This window comes from Methylovulum psychrotolerans, assembly GCF_002209385.1.
Lineage (GTDB): Bacteria > Pseudomonadota > Gammaproteobacteria > Methylococcales > Methylomonadaceae > Methylovulum > Methylovulum psychrotolerans.
The window spans coordinates 2968625-2995368 of record NZ_CP022129.1 but is presented as its reverse complement, the minus strand read 5'-3'; the positions used below and the strand labels follow the sequence as shown (position 1 = coordinate 2995368).

The window sequence follows — 26744 nt, the reverse complement described above, 5'->3', positions numbered from 1 at the left end:
CTTATGGCAACCTATATGCTGGATATGACTCAGGCGGAAATAATTGGTACGCCTTATCGCTGGTGGCCTGCTGATGTGCTGCTTGTGCCGCTAGAAGTGGAACCAACTGGCAAGCATGATTTTCAGATTGACGAGTCGGCGATTAGCTGCGGCGACCATGAGAAAATACGCAATGCTTTAATCGTAGCCTCTGGTGGCGGGATATTGAAACATCCTGAGTGGCATCGTCCGTTAGGCGTTAACCGTATATGGCTGCCAAGCGGTGCGGAAATACGGAAAATCCAATGAACAAAGTGCAATTTGTCCAGGAAATGATTATCAGAACCTGTCCAGGCCAAGACAAGTTTGCACCCGCGATCGCCCATGCCGAGTGGCTGTGGGCGGAGCTGACCAAAGCCGGTTACGGAGATCCTAAACCGGATCAGCCGAAGGCTCGCAAGAGCCAAGACTGGTACGAAGCCCTAAACGACCGTCAGAAGCGGTTTTTTAACGCCTTCTGGCAGGCTTTTGCTTTGAAGACCGGGCGAAACGAGGCGGCGCGGAATTGGCAGCAGTTGGGCGACTTGAGCGATGAGCAATACCAGAAAATCATTGAGGCGGCGGGTAAGGAGGCGCGGCGGGAGCTGGTCCCGGGGCAGTCGCGCAAATATGCCCAAGGCTGGTTGTTTGAGCAACGCTGGAAAGACCACCAAGGCCCGCCGCAAGCGGCTAAAAACGCAATAGACACAGTCATCGGCAAGCTGAGTGCTGACTTGGTGCATATCAAAAAGCTTTATCAGCAAAGCCAGGATGAAGCCCTATTGCCGCAAATTACCAAAATTGAAAACGCCATTCGTGAGGCCAGAGACAGTAAGGTGAATAATGGAAAACCATCCGTTTAGCTTTTTGGAAGAGCATCTGCCGGACAGCATCAAAACGATGTTGACCGTGGTTAGCCTGGAGGCGGTAATTGCCCTGGTCGGCAGCAAGGGCGGCACACGGTTTTGGATACCCAAGTCGCTTGACGGGCATTGGTTGGTTGATGTTATCGGCCAAGCCGATGCCGAAAAACTGTGCAACCATTATAGCGATATGGAGTTTATTCCTTTACCGCGCTGCGACAAGATTAGACTACTGTTACGCAATGCCGCCATGCTTAAGGACAGGCGTGACGGGTTTACTGATAGTGCGTTGGCGTTAAAGTACAAAATGACTGAGCGCGGCATCTGCAAAGCCTTGCGAAGTATCGAAAAGATAGAAATGCAGCCGTCCACCAAGCTGGCGGCGGACTGGCGGCAGGGGGATTTGTTTGGCGGGTTGTGAAAAAATCCCGTAAAGGCCAAAAAAGGTAATAGTTAATATAATTATGGTGGGCTATTGGCTATACTTTTTGCTCTTAAATAAAAGAGGGTCTTATGAAAAAGCTACTTATATCCATATTTATCATACTTGCCTTGGCGGCATCAGCGGTTGAGGCCAAGCAAGAGCGCAGTCAGGCGGCAAAAGACCTGTTCAAGCGGTCGCACCCTTGCCCCAGTAACGGCAATGACCACGGATCATGCCCAGGCTATGTAATTGACCATGTTGAGCCGCTTGCCTGTGGCGGTAAAGATGCCCCGGAAAATATGCAGTGGCAGACCGAGACCGAAGGTAAGGCTAAGGACAAGTGGGAAAGAAAGGGTTGCCAAGTGGGGCAACCCCATTCGGCTCCCACGCAAAACAATGGATATTATACCGGGCCGCGTGGTGGGTGCTACACCCTTATTGCTGGTGGTAAAAAGCGGTATGTGGCCCATTCGTTTTGCAGGGGGTAAGTTATGCCAAGACGAATTGGAACAATGTTTAATGGCAGAAAAGAAGAAATATGGTTTACAAGCAATGAAGGCATGATGGGCGCTTACGATTTAAAGGAATGGTTTTTAGGTTTGCCGTCTAAATATCAAACCAAATTGCTAAAAATCAATAATGAAGTGGCAAAAACAACCAATGGAATGATGCAGTCATGGAGGAAAAAAGAGTTGATTGAAGGGCCTTATGAGGTACATCGCCCAATTATAGATAAATATTTATCGGCATATACTGATGTGCCGCCACTTCTTAAGCAGCTTTTTGATCTGACAAAAAAAAGAGATTACGAACTTTGCCAGTTAGTGCTAGATGAATGGATAGATAGGGCAACCCGAAGTGATTCTGATGAGGCCTTGTTTGATGTATTGAGTACCGCCATCGAATTATACTGGGATAAAGGCTACTCAGGGGCAAAAACTATTCGTGAGCTTGGGATACATAATGCCGAGCTTCAACAAATTGAAAAATATGCGCTCTATATTGTTGGGCTTTTCAGGAATAGAAAATTGTCAGTAGATATGAGTTCATGCAAGCCCTTGGATAGATTGTTACTGTTATATAAATTGAGCGGGAAAAAAGAAGTAGCGCTCGATTTAATAGATGATTTGGAGAGGTCTGGATATGGGCATCTTTTTGAAATAAGGGCTTATAAAAACGAATTTTCTAAATAGTTTGACAAAAGCGCGAATCAGGTCTAAATTTTCCCTGCCGTCACCACATTGTGGCGGTCGGGTGTGAGAGCCTGATTATTCTTAGGTGCGTATAAGCGCACTTCGCGCTTTTTTTATGCCTACCAGTTTTGGTGGGCGTAGGCGTTGGAGCTAACGCTCGCCGTTTTTCACCTAAGTAACGGTCTCTCACACTTCGCTTACGTCCGCCGCCTAACATGTGAGAGTGTTGTTCGGTGGTCTTTCTTGGATTTATTTAGGTGACTATCATGAATACCGAATTACAAATCTTCCAGTTTCAATCTCATCAATTAACCGTCCTTACTGATGAACATGGCGATCCGTGGTTTATCGCTATGGAGGTCGCTAAGATTCTGGAATATAGCGATGCTCATAAAATGACATTAAAGCTGGATGAAGATGAAATCCAGAACCGCCAAATTAGCGGTTCTGGATTTAACAATAAGGGAACAATAATTATCAACGAATCAGGCTTATGGTCATCGGTACTCAGAAGCACTAAATCTGAGGCCAAAGCTGTCAAGAAATGGCTGACCGCCGAAGTCCTCCCTGCCATCCGCAAGACAGGCGGCTACGGCGCACAGCCCCCACATCCCCTGCTGACCCCCATCACCACCCCGCTGACCCTGACCGAATTCCAAAACTACCGCACCGCCCTGCAAGCCGGTATAGAAGACCTAGTGGCCGACATCCTCAGCGCCACACCCCTGATTATCTCCGCCGCCGATTATTTGGCGATGGGCAAGGCAGCGACCGTGCCAAAGTATGCTGAAAAAAAACCCCTAACCGACAGGGCTGGCCGTACTTGGACAACCGAAGAACATGATGTACTAATGCAGATGTGTGCTGAAGGCTATGGCTATGATCGTATTGCCCGGCAACTGGGGCGGACGGTGCACAGCGTCAATTCTCAGATGAAACGCCAACGCCAAGGCGGTGCGGCATGAACGCGCGAGTCCTACCTTTCCCCATTCGCAGCGGCCACCGCTTAAGCCACTCCGGCCAGTCCGGCGCAGTGGTGCTGACCGACGACGAAGAGACCCAACTCTACCAAGCTAAGAAAATGCTGCAACTGGTCGAGGACTTGAGCCAATCAGACTTGACGGCACCGTGCGGGAGCATCAACCGCGAGGCCTTGGCAGTGTTCGCCCAAGTGGTCGGCGGGCTGATCCCAAGCCGATAAGGGCAATGGCTTAAAAGGCCTGTATTACCACCCCGAAGCCGCGCCGAACTTGTTCAGCGCGGCTTTTTTTTGCCTGATGGTTTATGCTGGCACTGCCTATTAACCTAGCCTTTGCCGGAGCCACCGCCATGCCTAGCGACACCGATAACACCAAAACTGCCCCATTACCGCCTGATAAATCCGTCACCTTTTCCGCCGACTTGGCCGCTGACTTTGCCGCCGATATGACCAAGCCGTGGTGGCAGTCCAAGACCATCATCGCCGCCATCACCGCCGCCTTGCCTGCAGTGGCGCATTTGCTGGGCTACGATTGGGCGCAGGTCGCACCGTACTCCGGTGACATCATGACTTGCATCGGGGTGGTGGGGGCGATTGCCGCCCGTATGACCGCCACCCATACCATTAAGTAAGTTTTGCCCTTTTGCGTTTGAAACGCGGAAACTCCCCACCTTTTTTAGCAGAGAGATTGTGCACCATGATTGAGAGCAGAAAACTGGAAGACCTGACCCCGGAAACCGAAAAGAGATGCCGGGCGTTTATCGAAAAGTGCCGAGGAGCCGGTATTGACATAATCATCACCAGCACTTACCGCGACAAAGAAAAGCAAGATGCCCTGTACGCCCAAGGCCGTAATGGCAACCCCGGCAAGATCGTGACCAATGCCAGTGGCGGCAAATCATTCCACAACTATGGAGTGGCATTTGATTTTGTACCTATTGTGCATGGTAAGGCGCAGTATACCGATATTGCGACGTTTAAGCGGTGCGGTGCCATTGCCAAATCAGTAGGGTTGGAATGGGCGGGCGACTGGAAAACGTTTAAAGAATATGCGCACTGCCAGTTTACCAACGGCCTGACGCTGCGCGATCTGCAAGCGGGCAAAAAGCCTATCTAAGGCGTGAAACTATTTGCCAGAAACTGGCCTTTATAGCTAGTTTTTGGCGATTATTTGCAAATACTTTACGCCTAGGGAGTCGTGCGTGGACGGGGAATTTATAAGAAACAGCCTGATGGGGCTACAGTGGCTGACTACGTTGGGGTTAGCGTTTTATACGTTTTCGGGCAACAGGCAGCGGGCAACAACAAAATCCATCGACGACCTTAACAAAAAGATTGAAGAAAAATGCCAGAGGATTGCCCGGCTGGAAGGCGAACAAAAAGGCCTGCCGACGCGTGATGAGCTGACGCGCATTCATGAGCGCATTGATGAGATTATGGAGACAAGCCGTCAAAATAACCTGCTGCTGGGCGAGTTGCTGGGGCAGACAAAAGAATTGAGCCGGAGCCGCTGGCGGAACTGGTTTTTTGGATAATCCGATGAGGCAAAAATGACTAAGCAAATTGATTTGGCCGCTGAAATCCGTCGCCTGCACTTATTAAAAACGTTACAGGTTGCATCTGGCTACCGTGCCAGTGCTGATTTATTAAAAATGGCATTGCAAAATATGGGCGATGCCGCCCCGACATCTGTCATCAAAGCTGATTTGGCATGGCTGGAGCAATTGGGCTTAGTGTCCACTACGGAGCATAGCGGCATGACCATTGCCTTATTGCGTAATGAGGGTGTGGATGTTGCCAGTGGCACGTCAGTAGTACCGGGCATTGCCCGTGCGCAACCGGAGTAGCGGCATGGGTCGTCCTTCTACAGTCGAGCGATTGCCACCTGACATTCTGAGTCAATTGCAGGCTCTGTTGCTTGATCCGCGCTGTAGTCAACTGGAGGCCACACAGCGAATTAACGCTATTTTGGAAGAGGAAGGTCATTCTAAAATCAGCAGATCGGCGGTTAATCGTTATGCTCAGACGTTTGAAGAAATGACAGCGGAACTGGTCGAAACCGATCGGATGGCCTCGCTGATGATGGCAGAGCTTAAAATCAGCAATCAGAGTGAAGTTGGGCAAGTGACGGCGGAGCTGCTGCGCGTCATGATTATGAAGTTCATGCCGCTAGTGCGCGGCGCGATGGCTAAGGATAATATTGACACTAAAGAGATGAAATTGGTGGTTGATATGATCAAGGGCCTAACGACCAGTCAGCAGCAGCTTGAGCAGTCCGCAAGCCTGAGCCAGCGGCGTATTATGCAAATCGAAAGCGCGGCGGCTCAGAAGGCGCGTGAAGAGGCGGCGGCCAATACTGACGAAGCCGTTAAGATGCTGGGTCTGACCGAAGACACCGCCCGATTCTTACGCGCTAAAGTCCTACAGGGCGGCGTTTAATGGCGGCACTGGCAGCTTTAGGCGACACGCAGCGCATTGTCGAATGGGACGAGTTGCCGGAAAGTGTCCGCACCATTCCTGAGAACTTTAATCCGCTGGACAGCGGCGTGTTCATGAAGCACCAAACCGAATGGGTGCAGCTTATCCATTCGGTTGACCTTGCCATCGCCGAAAAATGCCGCCGCTCCGGCATTACCTTAGCGACCGCGTTGGACGACACCATCACTGCCGCATCAAGCAAAGCGGCAGGCGGCTCCAACGTCTTTTATATCGGCGACACCCGTGAAAAAGGCATGGAGTTTATCGGCTACGTCGCCAAGTTCGCGCGGGTGATTGTGGCCGCACAGGGTGGCGGCGTGTCGGCCATTGAGGAATTTATCTTCACCGACCAAGCCAAGCGCGGCGAGGCTACCCAGGAGATCACCGCTTTTCGGGTGCGTTTCGCATCGGGATTTCGGATTGTCGCCTTGTCCAGCCGCCCCGAAAACGTCCACGGACTGCAAGGCATTGTCAATATCGACGAGGCGGCCCTACATAAAGATGTGCGCAAAGTGATCGAGTCCGCGACCGCGCTGTTAATCTGGGGCGGTAAGATTCGGATTATCTCTACCCACCGTGGCGTTAAAAATCCCTTTAACCAATTGATTGCCGATGTGCGTAACGGCCAATACGGTGCGGCGGCAGCGGTCTTTAAAATCACTTTTGATGAATGCGTCGCCAATGGGTTGTACGAGCGGGTGTGTTTTATGCAGAACAAGCCTTGCACTGAAGAAGGCAAAAAAGACTGGTATATGCGCATCCGCAAAGCCTACGGCCCCAGAAAAAGCGCCATGCGTGAAGAGCTGGATGCTGTGCCGCGTGACGGTGACGGCTCGGCCATCCCTGGGCTGCTGATCGAGCGGGCGATGAAAGAAGTACGGCCAATCTTGCGCCTGTCGCTGGATGATGAGTTTAAGTATTGGCCTGTCCATAGCCGTGCTAAAGAGATTGATGCGTGGATAAGAAAGCAGCTTGACCCGTGCATCGCTTACTTAAAAAAGCAGGAAACCCATTATTTCGGCATGGACTTTGCCCGGAAGGGGCATTTGTCGGTGATTGTGCCGTTGATTAAGATGGGCGACCTACGCCGCCGGGTGCCGTTTGTCATCGAGCTGCACAATTGCCCGATTGCCCAGCAAAAGCAAATCCTTTGGCATCTTATCCCGTTGCTGCCCAATTTCAGCGGCGGGGCGATGGATGCGACCGGACCAGGTCAAAACTTAGCGGAAGAGACATGGGATCAATGGAATCTGGTGATTGAGGTCACGCTGTCAAATGCGTGGTATCGGGACAATATGGGGGCGTTTGTGCAGTTGTTTGATGATGACATGATCGACATTCCCAGAGACTTGGAGCATGAATCAGACCTGCGGGACCTGGAGAGGATTGACGGTATCATCAAATTGCCGGACACCACTACCGAAAACGAAGAGGGGGTCGAGCGCCACGGCGACTATGCCATCGGCTTAGCTTTGGCGGATTTTGCGGCGCGGACAAACAAGCCCGTGTTGGCCGCTTACGGAAACATGCACTTTAGGTTTATATCATGACAGCCCCTACCGACACTACCACAAACCCTTATCAGTTTAGCGACCAATACGGCTTCGGGAATTATAAGCAGACCGACCAATTTTTATTGGACGGTTATTCCGGCAAGGGCGGATTTGTTACCGGACTGTATTTGGATAGGCATCCGCGCGAAAGCGACGATAAATTTAAGCGGCGGCGGCAGGGTGCGGTGTACCCAAATTTTACCCGCAAGATTGTCGATGTGTTCATGGGCTTTTTATGGCGCAACTCGCCGAACCGCACTACTGACGACTTATATGCCCAGTTCATGAAAAATGCCGACGGCAAGGGCGGCAAGTTGGATACCGTACTGTCTAGCTTCCAGCGGCTGGCGATGATTCTGGGGACGGTTTTTATTATCGTTGACCGTTCGTCGGTACCCGCACAAACCCGTGCCGATCAGACTTTGCCTTATCTGGTCTTGCGCATGAAAAGCCAGCTGGTCGATGAGCAAAGCGATGTCCAGGGGCTGACCAGCATCACCTTTAGCGAGTTGGATAACGACGAGCTGCGCTACCGGAATTTTACCCGTACAGAATGGAAAGTTAGCCGCGATAAGGAAGGCATGGATGTTGTCGCCCAGGGAGTCCATAACTTGGGCAGGGTGCCGGTGGTTCGGCTGCATATCGCCAAGCCGCTTAATCCTAGCGATTCGTTTAGCCAATCATGGGTTTATGATCTGGTGATGCTGAACTGGGAATTGTTTAACTTGCGCTCTGAGCTGAGGGATTTGGAGCGCGGCCAGACTTTCGCCATCTTAGCTATGCCCGTCGTGAGTGATGCTGAACGGGCGGCGTTAAAAAATCTGACCATCGGCACCGAAAACGGCCTGCCTTACAATCCCACGGGCGGCGGTAAGCCTGAATTCATATCGCCGCCTTCCGAGCCGACCGCACACTACATGAATCGCATAGCGGCAGTCATCGATGACCTTTACCGCGTGGCTAATCTGGAATTTGTTGGTGGGGTGCAGCAGTCCGGTGTTGCCTTATCTTTTCATTTTCAGGAGGCCAACAGTTCGCTGCGGGGCATGGCAGAAATGTGCGAGTCGGCTGAATGCGAAGTTGCCATCCTGGTGTATTTATGGATGGCGCAGGTGTTTGAGGGCAATATCAGTTACGCCAATGATTTTAACTTAACCGATTTGGCGCAGGCCATTGCGGTGGCGATGGATTCAGTGACGCTCGGCATGGGCAGTAAGTTTGATAAAGCCATTAAAAAACGCACGGCTAAACAAATACTGGGTAATGACACTTCACCGACTGTCATGAAAGAGATTGACGATGAGATTGATGCCGGGGGGGATATTTACGGCAACCGGATGGCGCAACAAGCGGGGGCATAATGCCTTATTTACTTGAAACATTTATTTTCTTTATCGGCGTTGCGGGGCCTACGTCAATTATGTTGGCGGCGGCTTTTTTGATGTACAAACGGGTTCATGGCTGCGGGTGGTATCTGATCGCAGCTGTGCTGGTCGTTAGTTCGACAAATATTAAATTTAATGGTTGGGGATAATTGTGAGTGGTGATTACAAAGAGCATAAATTAATAAGATTTTTTGCCTATGCGCATCTGCCTGAAGGGTTACAGAAAATATCAAAACCGTTTCATAGCCTAGCCAAGGGTATGGATGCGTTATTGCCGGATTGTGAGGAAAAGGATGTGGCAATGCGAAAACTGCTTGAGGCAAAAGACTGTGCGGTACGGGCAAATATACCGGAGCCTAAAAAATGAAAGGCTTATATAAAAACTGGACTGTCCACAATATCATAGCCCACCCTGCCATGCAGATACTGCTTTTGCTGGGATTGTTTGAGCTGAGTAAGTGGGTACATAACAGCACGTTGCCCGTTAGGAAATAATGGATTACGACCAGCTTTACAAGCGCCTTGCCCAAGAGATTGTCAGTGCCGACGGCAAGTTGGCAGACGGGGCGCAGGCCTTCGCCCTGCGCCTGGCCGAAAAGCTAAAGGCGGAAGGCTATCAGTTGCAAGGCGATGCCGAGCAAGTATTGGCCGATTATCTGGGCGGCATTGACGGCACCATTAAGACCTCCATTGCCAGGGCTGTAGTGGTCGGGTCGGCAAAACCGTTAACGGCGGCCAGTTTGCAATCCCCGGCTGTTATGGCGGCGGCGGAGCAGGCTTTTGTCGCCAAGTGGCCGGATGGGCTAAATTTGTCCACGCGGCTATGGCATTGGCGCACCGACACCCAAGCCGCCGTATCCGATGTGCTTAAGGCGGGTGTCCGGCAAGGTCACGCTACAGGTAAAGTGCTGTATGCGATGCAGAGAGAAATCGAGCGTACCGCTGGCGACAGGTTTGCCATAGTCAGCGCCCATAAGGCCGATTGGGTGCATAAGCTGGCTGATGCCGGACGCGAGCTGATCAACGAACCTTTCGACCGCGCAGAATGGGATAAGGTGGTAGCGGATACTGAGGCCTACATCAACGGGCTGGCGGTCACCGGTACCCGCCACGACGCGCAGCGGCTTTTGTCGCAGATTAAAACTGCCGTGGACAATGGCCGTTATGCCGCCATAGACCGCGCTGTCCACTGGAAAATCTACGATAAGCAGCTTTACAACCTCAAGCGTATTTCGCGGACAGAGATGGCGGACGCGGGGCATAACGCCGTCATCAATACGACCGAGTCCGACCCTACCATAATCGGCTATCAGTGGCGGGTCTCCAGTTCGCACAAAGTGCCGGACATTTGCGACTATTACGCCAATATCGACATGGGGCTGGGTAAAGGAATTTTTACCAAAGATGCTGTGCCGAGGCACAAAGCCCACCCGCACTGTATGTGCCTGCTGGTGCCACGGGTAACGCCGATCAAGCAGCCGGGCAGCCACAATTACGCCGATTTCATCGGCAAGGTCACGCCTGAGCAACGCGGCCAGCTTTTGCCAAAATGGGCGCAACAAGCAATGGCAGATGGTACGCCTTTGGAGAAACTTGTGCGCACGGACGGAGCCGGGCTGCTGTCTAAGCAAGAGGCCATCGGACTGGGGCATTACAAGCCCAAGCTGACACTAGACGAAATCTATGCCAAGGCAGCTGAAGCCAAGCCAGGGTTTGATTCGGAGTTAGAGCGGTTGGCGAAAGAATCGGGCGGCATTGCGCAACTGACACCGATAAAGGATAAGGCCAGAGCATTGGCAAAAATTAATGCCTTGTATGACGGTGACGCTTCGCAGATACGCGATGTGTTGCGCGGCAGTATTATTGTCAATAATGCCAAGGAAGTTGACAAGGCCTTTCAATTGGTCAAAGATAGCTTCCCGGTGGCGGGCAGGATGCGCAACGGTTATGCAACTGCCGTTAATTCTAGCGACGGCTATTTTGACGCGATGCTGGAAGTGCGCACCCACGGCATTGTTGCCGAGGTGCAAATACACACCCAGGCAATGGTCGCGGCAAAAGAATCGGTGCATGGCCTGTACGAACAGCGCCAGGCTATCACGAGGTCGGCGGGCAATAAATTGTCGGCGGAGCAGCGTAAAGAAGTATCGGCAATCAACAAACAAATGCGGGAAATCTACCGCAAGGCAAGTGAACAATGACGTTTGTACCAGAAGAAATTAAGTTAAATCCGGGCGATTTGGCAGGCCAGGATATGCAATTTTTTGATGTTGGCGGGTGCGCTGTCGTCTATATCGATGAGGGTAAAAATGGCGTGTCAGGTGCCATTGCATTGTCAGGCCGGACGCGTACTTTTCCGCTAGATGCCGTATACAGTTATGACAGTTTGGAGCTGGATAAGGCGGGTTTTTTGCGGTTATTTCCCGATACAAAAACCTATTTTACAGAAGAAAAAAAATTGGCCGCATAGCCGCAAATAATGCCGCGCCGTATTTTTTATGCTAGAAAACCGGAAAAGAAACGGCCAAAATTTACCCCATAAGATTTTGATTTAAAATTAGAATCGAGATAATAAAAAAGTAATATCAGGATAAGGATAAGATAAAAAACGCCTGAAATCGCAAACAGCTAAGGATTTATGCTTTTTAAATATGTCAATACTTTTTATTTAAACACTGTTTAAATAAGCCGCTTTTACCCTGTAAACCCCTTCAAAACAACCCCGTCAACAAGCCTGCGCCGAACCTGTTCAGCGTTAATTTTGCACCTAAAATCCGGTACTCTTTAGCCTAGATTTTTTATCTGGCATAGGACTCCGTATGAGCACAGAAGACCCCGCAAACCCATCAGGAGGGGCAGTTAATCCCGCCGCCGCCAACCCGCAAAATCCTGCCGCACCCGCACCCGCTGCGGCTATTGATCCGTCCGCCATTGAGCAAGCGGCGACCGCAAAAGCACGGGCTGAGGCGTCGGCGCAATTTAAAGAAGCCACGGGCTATGATAGCCCAGAAGCCTTTAAGGAAGCTAAGCTGAAAAGCGAAGGCAAGTTGCAAGAACTGGCGGACACCAAAACCCAAGAGCTGGAGGTGGTTAAAGGCCAGTATCACCAAACGCTGATAAGCAATGCGATCTTAAGCCATGCCGCCGATGCAATCGACCCTAGCGACGTTGCCGCCCTGCTGTCTGGGCAAGGTAAGGTTGATACCAATGGCGTTGTCACGATTGGCGGCAAATCACCTGCCGATGCCGTGAAAGACTTGCTGGCCAGCAAACCGCATTGGGCGAAGCCCCAAGGCCAACCGGGTTCCGGTGCGCCGCCGCACCAGCCGCTGGCGGATGGCGAAAAAACCCAGCAGGCCTATCAAGACGCGGCAAAAAGAGGCGATGTGTTGGGTATGTTAAAAATCAATAACGGAGTCAAACAATAATGGCGACACAGCAGAATTCATTCGATTTTAATAATCGGTTACGCTCGTTTGACAATGAGCTGGCGGTGTTGATAGCAAATTCCCCCGCCCTCTTATCGCTAGCCGTCCGGCGTTTGGCCAGCGGCTTGGTGACGCTTAATAGCCGCACCCCGGTGACGCAAAATAAGCATGAATGGACGGAGCTTACTATGACCCCGGAACTGGGTTATGTGTCAGGGACACATACCAACAGCGTAACCACGCTGGCGTTGGTCGATGCTACTGGCTTTGTTGCCGACATGATATTGGCTTTTGAAGGCACGGATGAAGTCATGAAGGTCACGGCGGTATCCGGTAACAATCTGACTGTGGTGCGTGGCTACGGCGGCAGTACGGCTGCGGCTTTGGCTGATAATATCCTGATCCGTGTTGTCAGCCGTCCGCGCCCGGAAGGGTCAAACCCAGACCCTAACGCAAACACGCCTCCCGCCGTCAACTATAACTATACCGAAATTTTCGACGATACCTTTATGGTTTCGAACACGCTGGTCAATACAGGCTTAGGCGGTATGTCGGATGTGGTTGACACTAACTTACAGCAATCTATGCTGAAAGTTATCCGGCGCATGAATAATGCAACGATTTATGGGCGCAGGGTACAGCGGTCGGCGACAGAAAAAGGCACGATGGGCGGCATATTGCAACTGGTCACTAACCGCATTAACGCTGCCGGGGTTGCGCTGGAATCGGCGACGATGAATGACGCTGTGGAAGCTATCTTTAAGAGCGGCGGCACACCCAACGCCATTGTCTGCAATACAAATCAGGCGCGGCGTATCACCGCTTTTCAAGAAGCAAAAATGTTTGTGCTAAGGGCTGACAATACAATTGGGTCGTCAGTCAGCCAATTCCAATCCGATTTGCCGATGGGTGCAATATCAACGATTGTTGTCGAGCCAAGTTTTCCGCGCACCAAAATTGCTTTTCTGGATACTGAAAAAATGTATCTTGAGCCGATGAGCGGGCGCAGCTTGGGTGAGTGGGATGCAACCCTGCCCGGCGCGGACAATATTTCGCGGCGCATTTTAGGCGAGTATACACTGGAACTGTTAAACGGCGGTGCCGCCCACGCCATTATCGATAATTTGGAGGAATAAGCCATGATGAGACGAACGGGCAAGTTAGTCGGTCTTGCGTTATCGCAAATCAGCACCCCACTAGGTCTGATACAGCTTAACCGCAACGGCGAAGCCACTATTAGTGGCCGTAAATTGCTTTTTATCGAAGAGCGTATTGCTCAAGGTGGTCTGCCGGGCTATACGCTAACAGAAGACGGCGGGGAGCCTGAAGACAAAACGCCAGGTGCTGGTGGTCCAGGCATTAACGACGATGCCGGCAGCGGTGCCGACAGCGGCAGTGCAGCGGCTGAAGGTGATGGCGCGGAAACCAAAGGAGCGGCAGTGGCCGATAGCGCGAAAGCGACGGCGGGCGGCAGTGCGGACAAGGACAAGGACAAAAAAACTAAGGCCGACACGGCGGAAGGTAGCTAATGCTGACCATTGGGCTGGATTTAGGCGATACGCCCTCGGTGCTGGCTGCTTTGCGTAATCCGGCCAACGCCCAGCTGATCGCCAATGCTGCCGCCGAAAGCTATACCGACGACACACTGGACTGGGTTGCTGAAGGCAAAAGCTTTACCAGCCGTACAGGCCAGTTGGAGCAGTCCGTCGGCTGGCGGCCTTTGGGCGATGGTAGTGCCGAGATTTATGCCAATGCCGAATACGCCTTGTATGTCGAAGAAGGCACACGCCCCCATGTGATCTTGCCCAAAAACGGCAGGGCGTTGAAAATCCCGACATCGGGCGGCGGCGGTTACATTTTGCGCCGTAAGGTCAACCACCCCGGCACCGCCCCGATGCCGTTCTTTTTTGCCGACGGCGCAGGGCGCGAACAGCGCATGGGCGAACGCGCCCTTTCTGTCTTAGCGGGAGTTATTGAGTATGCCTAAATATGCACAATTGACTGATTTGCCGGACGATGCCGCGTTGACTGTTGACGAGGCGCATTTGTCCAGGGCGGACATTTATATTGATGGCGAACTGGTAAAACGCAGCATCAGTCCGGCGGACATCACCCTACCGCAGCCGCTGTTGACCGAATTGGCCGTCCTCATGGCTTCGCGGATGGCGGCCATTGAGCAGTCGGTCGGCTCGGACACCACTTCGCCGCTGATCGCCAAAGCCAGAGAATACCAGCGCACCATTGATGGGTTGTTGTCCAGCCTGACCCGCGAGGCGGTGGGCTTGGCTTACCCGACAACCGAAAGCCAGGTGTTTTTTGAAATAGGCAGGGCGTAATGTCAGCCGCCCTATTGGTGCGGGTGCGTGACGCCATTGCCGCCGATGCAGCCATCACCGATTTTTTTACGGGTCGCTATGGCAAGCCCCTAGGCCATCTGATCGGCTATGACAAGGGTAGCCCGAACGCCAAGGACAGGCCGTTGTTTTGTTATATCGCCGCCCGGCAAAAATACAACAAGACAACATCGCGGGTGCTGGCGCAGGGCAGCATCGTCATCCAGGTCATTGAAAAAGAGACTACCGACGGGGTGCGTGATGGTGTTGTGGTTGCCGACCAGGCGGCGCGGCTGCTGATAGATTTTTTGAAGAAAAGCCCGGTGTCGGATGGCTTTTCAGATTTTGGGGTTGTCACCGACCTGGGTACACAGCATCCGTTTTACGAAATTGAAGTCGTATTTAACTATTATTACAGGGCATGACCATGACCATGATCGGGATCATTAAAGAAGGCGAAAACTCAGTCACCGTGCTGGGGGTCACTTACACCGCCGATGAAAACGGCATCATCCATATCCCTAAGGCGGGGTTTAGCAGCGAAGTGTTTGGCCGTGGCTGGGTATCATCAAAGGGGTATGAGCAACACCTTGCCCGCGAGGCAGCCAAAGCCACTAATCCAGAAGGCGAAGGGCAGGCCGTTGTTAATGCCACGAATAATTCGCCGCTGGTGGCCGCAGTGACCGAAGCAGCGTTGCCGGTGGCCAGCGCTGCCGATAAGCCTGTTGTTGTCAGCCGCGACCGTAAAACCGCTGCCGTAGCTGAAGACATGTCGTCACTTGCCGTCCAGGCTAAATAAACAATTTAAACATCACTGAGGACAAATTATGAGCGACGCAACGACACCACAATTGACCCCGTCCGGTGGGTCTAACGGCTTTATTAAATTGATGACAGACAAGGATGGGGCTGCGCTTAATCCACCGCAAACGATGAAAATACCCGCTTTTGTGGGCATTGACTCAATTGACGACAAGATGGACATCAAAGAAAGCAATGGTGCTGGGCAATACGCCATCTCATTGCGCGGCGGTAAGAAAAAATTAAGCCTGTCATTTACGGTTGATGCGTTCACGGGCGCACTGCTTAACAACTTGTATTACGGCGCGGAAACCCAGGCCAAGCAGCAACGCGCCCTAATCGACAATGTCGGTCATGCCATCCCCGATCATGCCAATTTGCAAGCTAAAATCCAAAACGTTATCACCCTGAATTTGTCGCGGTGGGATAGCGACACGTCTGTGGCCATCAATGGCACGTCGGCAACCAAGGACACGTCCGGCACTCCGGTAGCGGGGCATTATCTTGTATCGGCAGGCAAATACACATTTGCCGCCGCCGATGTCAATAAGACATTTGCCATTGCGTTTGACAGCAATGGCACTACGGTTACAGTGCAAGGCAAAATCCCGCCATCGCTGGCTTTTAATGTGACGAAAGTGGCTTCAACAACGTACGCGGTTAAGAAGCAGGCATCCGGTTGGACGGATGGTGTGGCGATGATACGGTCAACTTTTACTAACAGTGCAGTGCCTGCAACCGGTCATTTTATGGCTTCGCCTTGGGGGGCTATTATTTTAAACCCAGCGGAAACGGTTGGTTCGGCAGGCCAAAAAATGACCTTCCAGTATTATTGTGATGGCCAAACTGTCACGGCCATGAAAGGTACGTTACCGGACGCGGGTTACGACCTTTATGTCGATGCGCCCGGTGACTCGCTCTATATCAGTGATGACGGCGTATTCTTAGTGACAAATAGCGGTACGGCAATGACGGGTATCGGTGTCGGGGAAGCATTGGCCGTTGTTAGTACGGGTACACCGACATCAGGCCAAGCGCTGTCGGATGGCTTAGGGTTCTATACTTTTGCCGCCGCCGACGTCGGCGATGTTGTACGCATACAATATGTCCTCGATTATTTCTCAATTGTGTTGTCCCTGCCGGATGGTGCAGATTATCTGGAAGATTTGGGGGTGCGCACACAAGGCGGCTTGCCATTTCAGCGTATTGCCCAAAGCAGCCCGCTATCAATTGCCACCGACCAATACTATGTCAATGAAGCGGCGGGGGTCTACTATTTTGATTACACCAATGGCGGCGACACTGTTTTTATTGATGCACTGGTGGAAGAACAAGGCGGCAATTTTATCGCCATCAATAATGAGCTGATGGGCAAAAGCCCAACTTTCATGCTGGTACTGCAAAATGAAATGGACGGCGAGTCCATCACGGTGACCTACCGCAATTGCAAATGTTTGGGCACCGGCATCCCGTTGAAACAAGACCCAACCGCAATGAAGTTTGACATCCAAATGTTTGCCGACCGGACAACGGGCGTTGTGGGGTCGATCAGCACGTCCTCATAATATGCCCGTCTCCGTCATACTGGCCAAGCAACAACGGCTCATGGAGGAGCCGGTGCTGCATGATCTGAAACTTATCATCACTACCTATAACGCCTTGGCGGCTTGCCAAACCCCCGCTGACCAAGGCCGACATATCACCCATTTGCTGGGCCTTTTTTTTGGCCAGGCCGCGCCGTCACTTAACCGTATATCTGCGGATGAGCTGACGGCTTTTTTATTGGCGGTGCCGATCGCTTGCGGTTTAGAGCAGGCCACCAGCAAAAGCAGCGGCAAGCCGACCGATTGGGGGTATTTGTATGCGCATTTGAGCGCGTCGTTCGGCTGGACATACGATTATATAGATCGGCATATCAAAATGAGCCAAATCAAGGAAATGCAGGGTTATATGGAAATGCACCCCGCCACCCATTTATTGGTCGCCGCTTATCTGGGCTATGAAGGCCCGCAACACAATGCCCCCCAAGCCTTTTTTGACAAGATGCGGGCTATGGCCGGTAAACCGCACCCTACCCGGCATTAATGCAATTTTAGAGAATAGAAAATGAGAGACTTGACGCTTAGGCTAATATTGCGATTTATTACCGATCAGTTTAATGGTGCTGCACGGGCGGCTGAAAATCAACTGAACCAATTCCGCAATAGCTCACAAACAGCCGACGCCAGCCTTAACAAATTTCAGCGGGGCGTTAATCAAACCGAGACATCGCTTTCAGGTTTGAAAAAAATGCTTTCGGGTATTGGGGCACAAATTGCCTATGCTTTTTCGTTCGCTGCCCTCCTTGCTTTTGTCCACGGACTAGCGGATGCCGTTAGGATTGCCCAAGACCTGCGAACCCGGCTAATGGGGCTAACCCATGGCAATACAGATTACGCGGCATCAGAAGCCTATTTAGTTGATTTGGCAGGTCGGCATCATAAAAACGTATCAATGCTGACCGAGTCGTATGCTGCTTTTTTGGCATTGGAGCAAAGCGGTATTATTACCCGCCAGCAATCAACACAGCTTTTGGAGGGGTTTAGTAACGCGGGATCAAAAGTTGGCGCATCCCAAGCCCAGATAGCGCAATCAGTATATGGTTTAGCCCAAGCACTGGGAACCGGTATTGTGGCTATGGAGGAGTTTAAGCAAATTACCGAGCCAATGCCGGGGCTTGCCAATGAGATTGCCAAGGCATTTGGCATGTCAGTTGGTGCACTGCGTAAATTAATCGGGACCGGCACGGTCACGTCAGAAGAATTTGGCAATAAGTTTGTTACCGCCCTAAAATCTTACGAAGGGGCGGCGGCAGCAACGGCGGGAAATATTTCTGCATCATACGCTGATTTGGCAAACGAATACGTCAAGATGGCCAAGAAGCTGGAAAAGCCTATAGCCAGCGGCTTGCTGGGGTTGGTTGATTCTGGAAAGTCCGCATATGGGTGGATAAAAGACAACGGGGATGGCATTGTTGCCACCTTATCATTAATAGCCGCTACGTTAACCGGAAAAGTTTTAAGTTCATTTGTTGCTTATATTGCCATGAAAGGCGATGCCATAGCGGTTGAGCGGGCGCATATCGCCGCGCTCATCGAATATGCACAGCGCAACCTGAATGTCATATCAACCAATCTTGCCTTAAATGAGTCTAATCTGGCCTTGGTCCAAGCAGATATTGCCGCAGAAGCGGCTAAATTGGCTTTAACCAATACCACCATTGCCCAGACACGCGCAGAAATAGCCGCGCTGCAAGCAACGGTACAGACAACATCAGTCACTTATTTACTTAGAAGGGCAACAGCGGCCTTATCGGCTGAAGAGATTAAACGCTCTCAAATACTCGCTAATATGGCAGTTTTGGGCAGACAACAAGCCGCCATATCTCAGCAAGTTACACAAGCAACGGGCGCACAGACTGTGGCCACTGCCGCATTGACTGAGGCCACTAATATGTCAGGCGTGGCAATGACCCGCTTTGCCGCTGCCGGAAAAGCGGCCTTTGCGTTTATTGGTGGCTGGGTCGGCGTAGCAGTCATTGCGTTGTATGGGCTTTATAGCATCCTTGAAAAAATCACTGGCTCAGAAAGAAAGGCGGAAATAAGGGCTAAAGCATTAACTGACGCGCTTGCCTTGTCGGCGGTGGAAGTAAAAAAACTGTCTGCACTTGAAGTTGATATTGATTTTACTAAAACCAGTGCGAGCATCGACGCGCTGAAAGCAAAAATAAAAGAACTGGAAACATTCAGTTTTGGAAAATTGTTAAATGTAGGTGGAGTTGCCACACAGCGCGATAACTTGCTGCAAGCATTGGATGTGCTAGAGCAAAGAATGAAGCAGCTGGAAGCCCAGAAAATTGACAAGATAACCAATTTTGACGCTTCTGCATTATCTTCAGATGAGCTTAATGCTGCTTTAAACGATACCCAGGCAACGATAAAAGCTATTGGCGATAAAATAGCGCCGCTGCAAAAACAAGTGCAAGAGGGCTTGATTGGGAGCGAGGCCATCAATGCAGATTTGCTGAGGCTAAATGCTTACCAAGCAAAATTATCGGCTATTCAAGCCGCCATTAAAGAAAAAGAAGCGGCAGGCTCAGGCAAGACCAATGCAAAAATGGAGGAAGCCCAGGCAAAAGCAGATCAAGAAATAGTTGAGAGCAGCTTTAAACTCAGGGAGCAATTGGCAAAAAATGCCTATGAATCCGCGCTTGCTATGGCCGGTAATAATGCCGCCAAAAAACTGGCAATAGATAAAGCCTATAATGAACAGGCGCTAAAGCTGACGCTTGAGCGTCTTGATGCCGAAGCCGCCGCACTGACAAAAACAAGCGCGGCTTCGTCAAAAGCGACCAAGGGGCCGGAGCTGACCGCCAAGCTAGCGATTATTGATAATCAGAAAGCTCAAGCCTTGTCTGACGCTGAAGCTGCCCGTGTCAAATTCAGGGCTGATGAACAAAAACAGGCGGCGGACGATACCAAAGCGGCAATCCGTGCGGATTTGGATATTAACCTGAATGCCGCAAAAAACCTGCAAGATGCCCTGCAAAATACCCATGATGGCCAATTAAAAGACCTTGAAAATACTTATAAAGATAAGGAACTGGCGTTAAAAAGATCACTTAATGCTGATGAGATTGATGAAATCGAATATCAACAAAAGTCGCTTGAGCTGACCAAAATAAAGGAAACCAAAAAACAGGAAATTGAACGCGCCTTTATTTTGGAATCCGATACCTTGCAAAAGGCCTCGCTTGATGAACAGCTCAAGGTTGCAAAAGCTGAAATGGCGGCCTTATCAAAATCAACTGCCACATCAAGTTCCTTGGCCGGATTGGTGGCGGGTGGCGAAAGCGGCGGCGACTATAATGTCTATAATCGCGGCACCATCAAAAACACTACCCTGCCTAGCGAAAAACCACTTGATTTGGAGTCTATGACCATTGCCGAGATTCAGGCTCGGCAAGCCCTGTCTATCGCCAATAAAGACCGGATCGGCGCGGCAGGCAAATATCAAGTCATTGCTGATACGCTGAAATCGGCGGTGGCGGAACTTAAATTAAGTGCCGATACAAAATTCGATGCCGCCACCCAAGAAAAGATTTTTACCGAATATCTGGTGGCCGCAAAACGCCCCGCCCTACAAAATTTCATCACCGGAAAAAGTACCGATATTAATGCGGCGCAACTTGACTTGGCAAAAGAGCAGGCAGTTGTGCCTAATCCTAATACGGGTGAGAGCTACCATAAGGGCAAGGGCGGTAATGCGGCAACGATGACCACGCCGCAAATACAGGCGGCATTGAATGCGGCCCGTGACCAGTACCAGCAAAATATTAACACCGGCATGGGTCATCAAGCCGCCTATACATCTGCCTTATCAGCAAGCCCAACTGGTATGGCCGCTACTGTGTCCGGTGCCAACAGCTCCGTTGAAGAGCGACAAGCCGCCAATGCCAAAATAGCCCAGTTAGAAAGCCAACAAGTTGCACAGGAAGCTGATACCCAAGCCAAACTTAAAAGCCTAGGGCTGGATGCCCAAGCGGCTCAGCTTGAACAGTCCGCCGTTGCGATAGACATCAAGAAAAAGGAGGATACCGATAAAAAGGCATTAGCCAGCGAGCAGCTTAACGCTGACCGCGCTGCGGCCTTGGACGAACTGGCGTTGCGTGAGTCTGCGGCCCAGCAGGAACTTGACCTGGGCAATATCACCGAGGGCGAACATCTTGAGCAATTGCGCGGGTTTGCTGATGAACGGCTAGCGATTGAGCAAAAACTGCTCGACGAAAAGCGCAAGCTGTTGGATAGCGACAAGCTGGCAGTTGCACAAAACCTGAATGAACGCGCAGCAGCGGAACGGACGGCGATGGCGGAACGCCTACAGATAGCCCAGACCGAAGAGAAAAACCGCAAGGCGATGTTTGAGGGCATGGTCACTCCGCTTAAAAATGCCATGTCGCAAATGACCAACGGGGTGCTGACCGGACAGCAAACCATCGGCAATGCCGTGCGCAATATGGCAAACTCGATCTTGGTAAGTTACGCCTCAACGTTTATGCAAGAGCGGGCAATGGATGCCGCGCAATGGGCGTGGAAATTAACCAAGCTTAAGGCTAACAGCGCACAAGAAAAAGCCCTTAAAAACGGTGATGTGATTTGGGCAGGATTGTTATGGGCTAAAGAAAAGGCAATGCTTGCCGGGCAGTGGGCATGGGAAACGCTGGGATTTGCAGCGAAAGAAAACAAGAAAAAATCCATTTCTTGGGCAAGTAAGGCGTGGGATGGGATGCTGTGGGCGGCTAAGCAAGCTGAAATGGCTGGCCAGTGGTTATGGGAAGCCATGGGATTTAGCGGCAAAGAAGCCACCAAGGTCGGGGTTAAAGTTGTCGGTGAGCAATTGCAGACCGTCGCGACTACTGAAGGCAACGTGGAACGCGCTGCCATTGAAAAGACGGCCAACGCAGAATCGGCACTAGGCTCGGCTTGGAAGGCCGCCAAGGGCGCGTTCGCTTCAGTTATGGAAATGGTGCCATTCCCTTTTAATGTCGTGTTGGCTCCTATTGCTGGGATGGCTGCATTTGCGGGGACATTGGCATTGGGGTCGGCAAAGGGCGGCGAGTGGCAAGTTAGGGAAGACGGCAGCCCTTATATCCTACATGAAAAAGAATCAGTATTACCTGCTGGGGTTGCTGATAATTTCCGCAAAGTCGTTTCGTTCGTTCAGGAACGGGGTTTGCCGGACAAATCATCACAATTATCGTCCGTGGTAAGCGGCTTGGTTGACAGCGGCCAACTGCACGGCAACTGGGCACTGCCCGCCTCTGTGACGGGCATCGCCCACCAAGCCGCCGAATCGGCTGGGCAAATCGTTAAAAATGGGCAATCTGCCGGACAAAAGGCGACAAATTTAACAGCCACCCAGGCGGCTCCTGAGCCATCATCCGTCACCCATAACCATGAGGGCGATATTCATTTGTATATTGACGCTGTCGATGATGCCAGTGTCGCGAAGCTGCTGCACCGCAATAGCGATACGATAGCTAAAGTCGTCCGTGAAAAAGTCAAGGGCGCAAAAGTGCCGAGGACTGCAAAATGAGTGATTTAATTTTGCCGAATTTTATCGGCTTTGCAATGGACAGGAAGCGCAACCCTGAATTTGCCACGGTCATGAAAACTACGGCCAGCGGTCGGGAAATTCGCCAACGCTTCAGCGCATATCCCTTATGGCATTTCACCGTGCCGATCAGTTTCCTGCAAAACGACTTGGGGTATGGTGAGCTTAATCAGCTGATGGGCTTTATTATCGCGCATGGTGGCCAAGAAGACACTTGGCTGTATGACTGCCCACGTTATAACTTTGTTGAATCTATGTTTTTGGGTAATGGCGATGGTTCCAGGACGACTTTCCAGTTGCGGGTTATTGAGCAAAATTATGGCTTTATTGAATTGGTCAACAACCCCAAAGACGATGTCAGCCTGTTTGTCGGCGGTGAGCTGCAAACGGGCGGTTACAGCATTGACGGCACCGGGCTGGTGACGTTTGACAGTGCGCCGCCCGATGGCGCACGGGTCGAGTGGTCAGGGGGCTATTATCACCGCTGCCGTTTTGATGCGGCTATCCCTGATTTTAACGAATCTGCGGTTGGCGTGTTCGATTATGCCGATTTTTCTTTTATTGGTAGCCCAGTTAACAAACTATGAAATCTGTTTCGGCACCTTTGCAATCCTTGCTGGCCAGTGGCCGCTTTATCACGGCTAACCTTTATACGTTGACCTTGCTGGACGGCACCGCCATCCGCCTGACATCCGCCCCCGATTTTGATGCAGTTTGGGATGGCCATGCTTTTATACATGACTCTTTTGCCGTAGAGCGCGACACCATTAAGCAGGCCATCGGTATTGAGGTCGATAATGTCAGTGTGACGCTGACCACAAGACGGGACAAAACGCTACAGGGCTTGCCGCTCCCGCATTTTGTCCGCATAGGTGGGTTTCGGGGCGCGAGGATGTTAATTCAACGGGCCTATTTTGCGGTCAATAATGGCGGTAATGTCAATGTGGCGGCAACGGGGGTGATTTACAGTTTCGAGGGTCGGGTTGCCGAACCGAAGCCATCGCGCACACAAGTAGCGTTCAATGTTGTGGCCGATACCGAGCTGCTCAATAAGATGGTACCGCTGAATACGATTACACCCAGTTGCTTAAATATCCTCTTTGACGGTCGGTGCGGAAAAAATAAGGCGGACTTTAGCCATACCGGCACGGTCACAACCGCCAGTAAAAAGGCCTTGGTTTGTGGCTTAAGCCAGCCCGATAACTATTACCGCTTTGGCACGGTGACTTTTACCAGTGGGCAAAATGCAGGGGCTATGCGCACTGTGCAGGCGTATAGCGTTGGTCATTTTGTTTTTGCTAAGGCGTTTGACTATACGCCTGGCCCTGGTGATAGCTTTATTGCCGTGGCAGGTTGCGATTTGTCTGAAGCGGTCTGCGGGGGTACATTTGATAATCTTGCCCATCGCCGTACCTTTAAATTTGTGCCGGTGTATGAGGAAAATTTATGAGTGTTGAGCAAGGGCAACGCCAAGCGGTGATTACCGAAGCTGAAACTTGGCTTAATACGCCGTGGGCGCACAATCAAGCAATTAAAGGCATGGGCGTGGATTGCGGCCAATTTCCGTTGGAAGTTTATATCGCTTGCGGGCTGATTGGACGCGAATCTATTGATGATTATCCAATCGATTGGGCGCTGCACCGCAACGAAGAGCGGTATTTGCAGATCGTCGAGCGGTATTGTGTGCGGGTTGAATCGCCCCAACAGGCAGATTTGGTCGTATTCAAGTATGGCCGGACATTTTCGCATGGCGGCATTGTCGTTGATTACCCCAAAATCATCCATGCTTTGCGGGGCGAGAAGGCGGGCGTGGTTTATGACAATGCGCTTCAGGCAGATTTAAAGCGGCGTGAAAGGGCGTTTTACAGTTATTTTGCTAAGGGGCAACTATGAGTCTGTTTGGCGGCGGCGGCGGAGCCAATACGACCGAAACTAAGATCGGCTCATTTAAAGTCATGAGTCAGGGTTACGGGGTGACGTCGCCGGTTTATATCGGCACGAACCGTGGCAACCTCATCCTGATTGACTATATGGATTTTTACTCTGTTTCGCACCCATCATCTCAAGGCGGTAAGGGCGGCGGCGGCAGTGCGGCGGCTAACTACACTTATTATGCGACGGTATTGTTGCTTGTCGGTGAAGGCGGCGGCTATGGCGTTAATTATAATCGTTTGTGGGTTAATAAGGATGTTTATGCCACGCCTGATTTGAAAGGGTTTGCGGAATTTGACGGGGCGGATGGCCAAGAGCCGTGGACGTATATGGAGGGCAAGCACCCTACCCATGCCCTGGCTTATAAAGGTTTTGCTTATCTCGCAGCGCATGATTATGAGCTGACCAATTCAGCGAGCCTGGGCAACCACAGCGTTGAGGTGGGCGGGTTTTACAGCACCGAACCGGGCGGCGATGCGACCGTGGCCAATGCCATCACTGGGCTGTTATTGAATGCCCAGTGGGGTTGTGATTTTGGTGCCGCCCGCTTGCTGTCACTAAGCTTGCTTGACGATTATTGCCAAAGCTACGGCATCGTTATCAGCCCCGCCCTTACTGAACAGATCGCCGCCCATGAACTGATGACCAAATGGGCGACGATTGCCAATTCAGCAATCGTGTGGACGGAAAATGCTGAGGGTACTGGCGGGGCATTGAAATTTGTCCCTTATTCGCAAACCAGCCATACGGCTAATGGACGCACTTATTTGCCGGTGGCCCCGTTAGATATACATCTGACGGATGATGATTTTTTAGTCGATGGCGATACCGATCCGATTGTTTGCTCTCAGACCAATCAAGCCGATACGTTTAATGCGCTTACTGTTGAATTTAAGTCACGGGCAAAAGAGTACAACAAAATGAAAACGCCCGAATACCGTGAAACGGCAGATATTGATTCGTCTAACTACCGGCCTGGGCAAGTGTTTGTCGCCGATGAGATAACCCTAATGTCAGTTGCACAAACGGTAGCGCAAAACCAAGTACAGCGGTCAATATACGTTATTGACAGCTATGATGGCACGTTGACTGGATGGCAGTATGCTTACCTTGAGCCGATGGACGTGGTTTATATTATCGATGAGGGTCTGGGCTTGGATGATGTGCCTGTATTGATTACGTCCGTTTCCGATAATGATGATACTTTAGCGATAACTTTTGAAGAGCTGCCTGACGGCCTGGGCCATACGGTCGGCTATGCGGCTGATGATGTTTTTGATACCCGCATACCGTGGAATGTCGGGGTCGGTGACATTGACCCGCCCGTGCTGTTTCATGCGCCTGGTGTATTGGCTAAAAATGGTTATGAGGTTTGGGTGGCCATTGCCCATCCGGACGAAAGGTATGGCGGCTGTCAGGTATGGGCATCGTTTTCGGATGACAATTATCAATTGATGGGGGCCATGAACGGGTCATCGACAATCGGGTCGTTAACTGCCGATTTCGCCAGCGGCAGTGATCCTGATTATGATGGCTCCCATCTTTTAAAGGTCGCTTTGTCTAGCGGAAAATTAGCCGGTGCGTCACATGACGACGCAAAGAATTTCCGGTCTTTATGCTTGGCCGGCACTGAGTTTGTGTCGTATACGGACGCTAAGTTGGTCGGTTCTTATTATGATTTGACCACGCCAAACCCTGCCACTTTAACGGGGGCTATCGCCACGGCTGTCGTGTCGGCTGGGGAGATACAGTTTGATGCTTTAGGGCGGGATACTGGCTACTATGATGGCGGTGCGATAATGTGTACGGCGGGCATTAATGCAGGCGTATCGCGCACTATCTCAACATACGTCTATGATACTGAGGCTAATACGAAGACTATCCATTGCGCGGCCTTCCCCGCCATGCCTGACCGCACTGATGTGTTTACTTTACAGGCTTTGCCGTATTTGCGGCGCGGGCTGTACGGGTCAAGCCGGGGCGCGGCAGCGGGGGCGGCGTTTGTACGCTGTGATAGCCGGATATTTAAAATCCCATATCAAGCCAAAGATATTGGCAGCACCCTGAATCTAAAATTTTTGAGTTACAACCAGTATGGCCAGGGCTTGCAAAGTCTAGCCGATGCCGTGCGTTATTCGATTGTTTTGTCTACACCGCTGCAAGGCACGCGGGCTGGTGAAATTTTCTGGCAGTGGGGGAACTGAT

At 51.3% G+C, this 26744-nt stretch carries 31 protein-coding genes and 1 pseudogene; all 32 read left to right on the top strand.

Annotated elements, in window-relative coordinates; genetic code table 11:
* Positions 1-3 precede the first annotated feature (3 nt).
* On the top strand, positions 4-288 hold the full coding sequence (locus tag CEK71_RS13580) for a hypothetical protein (protein ID WP_157679254.1): 285 nt from the start codon (positions 4-6) through the stop codon (positions 286-288).
* Positions 285-881, top strand: a complete 597-nt coding sequence (locus CEK71_RS13575; RefSeq protein ID WP_088619890.1) for a hypothetical protein — start codon at positions 285-287, stop codon at positions 879-881. The genes CEK71_RS13580 and CEK71_RS13575 overlap by 4 nt, the downstream gene beginning before the upstream one ends.
* Complete coding sequence (locus CEK71_RS13570; RefSeq protein WP_088619889.1) at positions 862-1302, top strand: Mor transcription activator family protein; 441 nt, start codon at positions 862-864, stop codon at positions 1300-1302. Before CEK71_RS13575 ends, CEK71_RS13570 begins: the two co-directional genes overlap by 20 nt.
* A 92-nt stretch (positions 1303-1394) precedes the next feature.
* Positions 1395-1793: an HNH endonuclease signature motif containing protein gene (locus tag CEK71_RS13565; RefSeq protein ID WP_198328237.1), complete on the top strand. Its 399-nt coding sequence runs from the start codon at positions 1395-1397 to the stop codon at positions 1791-1793.
* Between the two features lie 3 nt (positions 1794-1796).
* Positions 1797-2498: a hypothetical protein gene (locus tag CEK71_RS13560; protein ID WP_157679252.1), complete on the top strand. Its 702-nt coding sequence runs from the start codon at positions 1797-1799 to the stop codon at positions 2496-2498.
* Positions 2499-2764: 266 nt separating this feature from the next.
* Entirely contained in the window at positions 2765-3463 is a 699-nt protein-coding gene (locus CEK71_RS13555; protein WP_088619887.1) for a BRO family protein, read from the top strand.
* Entirely contained in the window at positions 3460-3699 is a 240-nt protein-coding gene (locus CEK71_RS13550; RefSeq protein ID WP_088619886.1) for a hypothetical protein, read from the top strand. The genes CEK71_RS13555 and CEK71_RS13550 overlap by 4 nt, the downstream gene beginning before the upstream one ends.
* Before the next feature lie 83 nt (positions 3700-3782).
* Positions 3783-4109: a hypothetical protein gene (locus CEK71_RS13545; protein ID WP_088619885.1), complete on the top strand. Its 327-nt coding sequence runs from the start codon at positions 3783-3785 to the stop codon at positions 4107-4109.
* A gap of 65 nt (positions 4110-4174) precedes the next feature.
* Complete coding sequence (locus CEK71_RS13540) at positions 4175-4594, top strand: M15 family metallopeptidase (protein WP_088619884.1); 420 nt, start codon at positions 4175-4177, stop codon at positions 4592-4594.
* Between the two features lie 85 nt (positions 4595-4679).
* A complete protein-coding gene (locus CEK71_RS13535; protein ID WP_157679250.1) occupies positions 4680-5012 on the top strand; it encodes a hypothetical protein in 333 nt (110 codons plus the stop codon).
* A 15-nt stretch (positions 5013-5027) separates the two neighbouring features.
* Positions 5028-5258 (top strand): annotated as a pseudogene (locus CEK71_RS13530) (hypothetical protein); the annotation flags it as partial.
* A gap of 70 nt (positions 5259-5328) precedes the next feature.
* Positions 5329-5916, top strand: a complete 588-nt coding sequence (locus tag CEK71_RS13525) for a DUF3486 family protein (RefSeq protein WP_088619881.1) — start codon at positions 5329-5331, stop codon at positions 5914-5916.
* Positions 5916-7505, top strand: a complete 1590-nt coding sequence (locus tag CEK71_RS13520; RefSeq protein ID WP_088619880.1) for a hypothetical protein — start codon at positions 5916-5918, stop codon at positions 7503-7505. Before CEK71_RS13525 ends, CEK71_RS13520 begins: the two co-directional genes overlap by 1 nt.
* Positions 7502-8869: a phage portal protein gene (locus CEK71_RS13515; RefSeq protein ID WP_088619879.1), complete on the top strand. Its 1368-nt coding sequence runs from the start codon at positions 7502-7504 to the stop codon at positions 8867-8869. Before CEK71_RS13520 ends, CEK71_RS13515 begins: the two co-directional genes overlap by 4 nt.
* Entirely contained in the window at positions 8869-9042 is a 174-nt protein-coding gene (locus tag CEK71_RS22665) for a hypothetical protein (protein ID WP_157679245.1), read from the top strand. Before CEK71_RS13515 ends, CEK71_RS22665 begins: the two co-directional genes overlap by 1 nt.
* A 2-nt stretch (positions 9043-9044) precedes the next feature.
* A complete protein-coding gene (locus CEK71_RS13510) occupies positions 9045-9260 on the top strand; it encodes a hypothetical protein (protein WP_088619878.1) in 216 nt (71 codons plus the stop codon).
* A gap of 127 nt (positions 9261-9387) precedes the next feature.
* Entirely contained in the window at positions 9388-11094 is a 1707-nt protein-coding gene (locus tag CEK71_RS13505) for a hypothetical protein (RefSeq protein WP_088619877.1), read from the top strand.
* Entirely contained in the window at positions 11091-11363 is a 273-nt protein-coding gene (locus tag CEK71_RS13500; protein ID WP_088619876.1) for a hypothetical protein, read from the top strand. The genes CEK71_RS13505 and CEK71_RS13500 overlap by 4 nt, the downstream gene beginning before the upstream one ends.
* 349 nt (positions 11364-11712) lie before the next feature.
* Positions 11713-12321, top strand: a complete 609-nt coding sequence (locus tag CEK71_RS13495; protein WP_088619875.1) for a hypothetical protein — start codon at positions 11713-11715, stop codon at positions 12319-12321.
* Positions 12321-13457 (top strand): SU10 major capsid protein, encoded by a 1137-nt coding sequence (locus tag CEK71_RS13490; RefSeq protein WP_088619874.1) that lies wholly within the window; start codon positions 12321-12323, stop codon positions 13455-13457. The genes CEK71_RS13495 and CEK71_RS13490 overlap by 1 nt, the downstream gene beginning before the upstream one ends.
* 3 nt (positions 13458-13460) lie before the next feature.
* Positions 13461-13850 (top strand): hypothetical protein, encoded by a 390-nt coding sequence (locus CEK71_RS13485; RefSeq protein WP_157679242.1) that lies wholly within the window; start codon positions 13461-13463, stop codon positions 13848-13850.
* Positions 13850-14308, top strand: a complete 459-nt coding sequence (locus CEK71_RS13480; protein WP_198328235.1) for a hypothetical protein — start codon at positions 13850-13852, stop codon at positions 14306-14308. Before CEK71_RS13485 ends, CEK71_RS13480 begins: the two co-directional genes overlap by 1 nt.
* Positions 14301-14657 carry a hypothetical protein gene (locus CEK71_RS13475; protein ID WP_088619872.1) on the top strand — a complete coding sequence of 119 codons (357 nt, stop codon included), beginning with the start codon at positions 14301-14303 and terminating at the stop codon, positions 14655-14657. The genes CEK71_RS13480 and CEK71_RS13475 overlap by 8 nt, the downstream gene beginning before the upstream one ends.
* A complete protein-coding gene (locus tag CEK71_RS13470) occupies positions 14657-15079 on the top strand; it encodes a hypothetical protein (RefSeq protein WP_088619871.1) in 423 nt (140 codons plus the stop codon). The genes CEK71_RS13475 and CEK71_RS13470 overlap by 1 nt, the downstream gene beginning before the upstream one ends.
* 2 nt (positions 15080-15081) lie before the next feature.
* Positions 15082-15453 (top strand): hypothetical protein, encoded by a 372-nt coding sequence (locus CEK71_RS13465; RefSeq protein WP_088619870.1) that lies wholly within the window; start codon positions 15082-15084, stop codon positions 15451-15453.
* Positions 15454-15481: 28 nt separating this feature from the next.
* Positions 15482-17020, top strand: coding sequence for a hypothetical protein (locus tag CEK71_RS13460; RefSeq protein ID WP_088619869.1), 1539 nt, complete (start codon positions 15482-15484; stop codon positions 17018-17020).
* Position 17021: 1 nt separating this feature from the next.
* On the top strand, positions 17022-17540 hold the full coding sequence (locus tag CEK71_RS13455; protein ID WP_088619868.1) for a hypothetical protein: 519 nt from the start codon (positions 17022-17024) through the stop codon (positions 17538-17540).
* Positions 17541-17561: 21 nt separating this feature from the next.
* Positions 17562-22589 carry a tape measure protein gene (locus tag CEK71_RS13450; protein WP_088619867.1) on the top strand — a complete coding sequence of 1676 codons (5028 nt, stop codon included), beginning with the start codon at positions 17562-17564 and terminating at the stop codon, positions 22587-22589.
* Positions 22586-23194, top strand: a complete 609-nt coding sequence (locus tag CEK71_RS13445) for a DUF2460 domain-containing protein (protein ID WP_088619866.1) — start codon at positions 22586-22588, stop codon at positions 23192-23194. The genes CEK71_RS13450 and CEK71_RS13445 overlap by 4 nt, the downstream gene beginning before the upstream one ends.
* Positions 23191-24057: a baseplate hub domain-containing protein gene (locus tag CEK71_RS13440; protein ID WP_088619865.1), complete on the top strand. Its 867-nt coding sequence runs from the start codon at positions 23191-23193 to the stop codon at positions 24055-24057. The genes CEK71_RS13445 and CEK71_RS13440 overlap by 4 nt, the downstream gene beginning before the upstream one ends.
* Positions 24054-24500, top strand: a complete 447-nt coding sequence (locus CEK71_RS13435; RefSeq protein WP_088619864.1) for an NlpC/P60 family protein — start codon at positions 24054-24056, stop codon at positions 24498-24500. Before CEK71_RS13440 ends, CEK71_RS13435 begins: the two co-directional genes overlap by 4 nt.
* Positions 24497-26743, top strand: a complete 2247-nt coding sequence (locus tag CEK71_RS13430) for a phage tail protein (RefSeq protein ID WP_088619863.1) — start codon at positions 24497-24499, stop codon at positions 26741-26743. The genes CEK71_RS13435 and CEK71_RS13430 overlap by 4 nt, the downstream gene beginning before the upstream one ends.
* Position 26744 lies beyond the last annotated feature (1 nt).

What these genes read in the sequence shown, in the direction of transcription:
- CEK71_RS13560 (WP_157679252.1), top strand. Translation starts at nt 1,797, where the DNA reads ATGCCAAGACGAATTGGAACAATGTTTAATGGCAGAAAAGAAGAAATA.
- CEK71_RS13540 (WP_088619884.1), top strand. Translation starts at nt 4,175, where the DNA reads ATGATTGAGAGCAGAAAACTGGAAGACCTGACCCCGGAAACCGAAAAG.
- CEK71_RS13455 (WP_088619868.1), top strand. Translation starts at nt 17,022, where the DNA reads ATGCCCGTCTCCGTCATACTGGCCAAGCAACAACGGCTCATGGAGGAG.
- CEK71_RS13450 (WP_088619867.1), top strand. Translation starts at nt 17,562, where the DNA reads ATGAGAGACTTGACGCTTAGGCTAATATTGCGATTTATTACCGATCAG.
- CEK71_RS13520 (WP_088619880.1), top strand. Translation starts at nt 5,916, where the DNA reads ATGGCGGCACTGGCAGCTTTAGGCGACACGCAGCGCATTGTCGAATGG.
- CEK71_RS13445 (WP_088619866.1), top strand. Translation starts at nt 22,586, where the DNA reads ATGAGTGATTTAATTTTGCCGAATTTTATCGGCTTTGCAATGGACAGG.
- CEK71_RS13565 (WP_198328237.1), top strand. Translation starts at nt 1,395, where the DNA reads ATGAAAAAGCTACTTATATCCATATTTATCATACTTGCCTTGGCGGCA.
- CEK71_RS13440 (WP_088619865.1), top strand. Translation starts at nt 23,191, where the DNA reads ATGAAATCTGTTTCGGCACCTTTGCAATCCTTGCTGGCCAGTGGCCGC.
- CEK71_RS13575 (WP_088619890.1), top strand. Translation starts at nt 285, where the DNA reads ATGAACAAAGTGCAATTTGTCCAGGAAATGATTATCAGAACCTGTCCA.
- CEK71_RS13485 (WP_157679242.1), top strand. Translation starts at nt 13,461, where the DNA reads ATGATGAGACGAACGGGCAAGTTAGTCGGTCTTGCGTTATCGCAAATC.
- CEK71_RS13495 (WP_088619875.1), top strand. Translation starts at nt 11,713, where the DNA reads ATGAGCACAGAAGACCCCGCAAACCCATCAGGAGGGGCAGTTAATCCC.
- CEK71_RS13555 (WP_088619887.1), top strand. Translation starts at nt 2,765, where the DNA reads ATGAATACCGAATTACAAATCTTCCAGTTTCAATCTCATCAATTAACC.
- CEK71_RS13435 (WP_088619864.1), top strand. Translation starts at nt 24,054, where the DNA reads ATGAGTGTTGAGCAAGGGCAACGCCAAGCGGTGATTACCGAAGCTGAA.
- CEK71_RS13465 (WP_088619870.1), top strand. Translation starts at nt 15,082, where the DNA reads ATGACCATGATCGGGATCATTAAAGAAGGCGAAAACTCAGTCACCGTG.
- CEK71_RS13515 (WP_088619879.1), top strand. Translation starts at nt 7,502, where the DNA reads ATGACAGCCCCTACCGACACTACCACAAACCCTTATCAGTTTAGCGAC.
- CEK71_RS13525 (WP_088619881.1), top strand. Translation starts at nt 5,329, where the DNA reads ATGGGTCGTCCTTCTACAGTCGAGCGATTGCCACCTGACATTCTGAGT.
- CEK71_RS13500 (WP_088619876.1), top strand. Translation starts at nt 11,091, where the DNA reads ATGACGTTTGTACCAGAAGAAATTAAGTTAAATCCGGGCGATTTGGCA.
- CEK71_RS13475 (WP_088619872.1), top strand. Translation starts at nt 14,301, where the DNA reads ATGCCTAAATATGCACAATTGACTGATTTGCCGGACGATGCCGCGTTG.
- CEK71_RS13580 (WP_157679254.1), top strand. Translation starts at nt 4, where the DNA reads ATGGCAACCTATATGCTGGATATGACTCAGGCGGAAATAATTGGTACG.
- CEK71_RS13570 (WP_088619889.1), top strand. Translation starts at nt 862, where the DNA reads ATGGAAAACCATCCGTTTAGCTTTTTGGAAGAGCATCTGCCGGACAGC.
- CEK71_RS13460 (WP_088619869.1), top strand. Translation starts at nt 15,482, where the DNA reads ATGAGCGACGCAACGACACCACAATTGACCCCGTCCGGTGGGTCTAAC.
- CEK71_RS13545 (WP_088619885.1), top strand. Translation starts at nt 3,783, where the DNA reads ATGCTGGCACTGCCTATTAACCTAGCCTTTGCCGGAGCCACCGCCATG.
- CEK71_RS13550 (WP_088619886.1), top strand. Translation starts at nt 3,460, where the DNA reads ATGAACGCGCGAGTCCTACCTTTCCCCATTCGCAGCGGCCACCGCTTA.
- CEK71_RS13430 (WP_088619863.1), top strand. Translation starts at nt 24,497, where the DNA reads ATGAGTCTGTTTGGCGGCGGCGGCGGAGCCAATACGACCGAAACTAAG.
- CEK71_RS13505 (WP_088619877.1), top strand. Translation starts at nt 9,388, where the DNA reads ATGGATTACGACCAGCTTTACAAGCGCCTTGCCCAAGAGATTGTCAGT.
- CEK71_RS13480 (WP_198328235.1), top strand. Translation starts at nt 13,850, where the DNA reads ATGCTGACCATTGGGCTGGATTTAGGCGATACGCCCTCGGTGCTGGCT.
- CEK71_RS13470 (WP_088619871.1), top strand. Translation starts at nt 14,657, where the DNA reads ATGTCAGCCGCCCTATTGGTGCGGGTGCGTGACGCCATTGCCGCCGAT.
- CEK71_RS22665 (WP_157679245.1), top strand. Translation starts at nt 8,869, where the DNA reads ATGCCTTATTTACTTGAAACATTTATTTTCTTTATCGGCGTTGCGGGG.
- CEK71_RS13490 (WP_088619874.1), top strand. Translation starts at nt 12,321, where the DNA reads ATGGCGACACAGCAGAATTCATTCGATTTTAATAATCGGTTACGCTCG.